At 31.9% G+C, this 1,446-nt stretch carries 2 protein-coding genes; both read right to left on the bottom strand.

Going from position 1 to position 1,446, the window contains the following annotated elements:
- Nucleotides 1-200 precede the first annotated feature (200 nt).
- Complete coding sequence (locus HMPREF2571_RS08380; RefSeq protein ID WP_070847791.1) at nt 201-1,046, bottom strand: nucleotidyl transferase AbiEii/AbiGii toxin family protein; 846 nt, start codon at nt 1,044-1,046, stop codon at nt 201-203.
- Nucleotides 1,043-1,446, bottom strand: a 404-nt coding sequence (locus HMPREF2571_RS08375) for a type IV toxin-antitoxin system AbiEi family antitoxin domain-containing protein (RefSeq protein ID WP_070847788.1), incomplete at its 5' end; no start/stop codon positions are given. The genes HMPREF2571_RS08380 and HMPREF2571_RS08375, both read right to left, overlap by 4 nt.

Genomic DNA, 1,446 nt, shown 5'->3' with positions numbered 1-1,446 from the left:
TAAGAAGAATGCTTTATCTGAATCACTTGCCAAGTAGACAGATATTTACAATGTCTCCCCTTCCACCTTTTTGAATGGGAGACAACGAAAAATAAGAAGACCTTGAAAGAGCTAAGAACTAGTTTATCAACTTTAAGGTCTGCTCAATAAAGTTATATGTCCTAACACTTCTTTTTCCAAAAAAAACTGTTAGGCAAGGGCTAACCATTGTTCGAGGAAGCTATGACACTTACCAAATTAACAATCTCATCAAGTATTTCAGAAAAAGAAATCCCTTTTGTGTAACTATATTTATTTGAATAGTTTTGCCATTGTTGTTGTTGAATAGGGTCAGTTTTGAAAGATTCCATAAGTTGAACGATTTCATTATAGTCAAGTTCTGTTTCACGATAAGAGAAGGTTCTTTGACAAGCAACATTTAATTGTCTAAAGTCAATGTCGTTTTTCTTCAACTTAGAAAGGATATAGACATCGTAGAAATCTTTGCTGCGGCTATTCAAAAAGTTTCTTGAGTAAATAGTTTGTAACTTTTCAGCCAAGATGGTTTCAATTGTGTAAGCTATGATTGAAAAGCTTTCATCGTTAAAAATAGCTTTATAAGCATAGGTTACAGGGTGAGGTGTGACAATATCACCGGTCGCAATATCTAAATGAATAATTTGTTTAATATTTTCCAGTTGACATAATATGGTTGCTCTATAACCGCCATAATTATCACTTTCTTTGATAGATGATATAGATTGAATAGAAAATTGAATATCATCTTTCGATTCGGTAAAAATTTCTTCTAGTTGCTGTTGAACATTTTCTTCAGATAAAGTCTGCTTATGAAATAAAAAGTCAATATCTACCGTACTACGAGACTCAACACCTATGACATTCGAAAGTAAAAACCCACCCTTAAAAATATAGTGATCTGCATAAGAACTTTGACTTAGTTTTTTCAAAATAATTTCGAGAAAATAATAGGTCATTACTGAATTAAAAGTTAACCCTGTTTGTTTTGAAATTTTATGACAGAGAGCTGTTAACTTTGCTTTGTTCATAGTAGCACCTCCAAGGTTCGTTTAACTTCATCCGATATATTTAATTTTTGAGCATATTCATAGAGATTTACAAGATTTTTTTTAGGGAAGCTACTATACGTTTGAAGTGTTTTAACAAAGAGCTCGGTATCAATCTTATCTCTATTACGGATAAAATCACACAAAACACGTTCAAAATCATAAATATTAACAGTATTTCCCATGGAAGTTTTTACTCTAGTGATACCAAGGTTGAAATTCTCTTTTGAAACACTGTGAATATTGATATTTAAGGGTGCATTCCTAAAACGGTATCCCTTGGGAACTGTTACTTCAAAATATTGTGGAATTTCATCTGTAAGTCCCTGTAAATAAAGGGAAGAGATGTATGAAAAGACAGTTCTAGGATAACGATATTGAA

Source organism: Streptococcus sp. HMSC068F04 (assembly GCF_001837455.1).
In the GTDB taxonomy this organism is placed as follows: domain Bacteria; phylum Bacillota; class Bacilli; order Lactobacillales; family Streptococcaceae; genus Streptococcus; species Streptococcus salivarius_D.
Note: the sequence above shows the minus strand (reverse complement) of the source record. Positions and strands in the feature narration are given on the sequence as shown.

What these genes read in the sequence shown, in the direction of transcription:
- HMPREF2571_RS08380 (WP_070847791.1), bottom strand. Translation starts at nt 1,046, where the DNA reads ATGAACAAAGCAAAGTTAACAGCTCTCTGTCATAAAATTTCAAAACAA.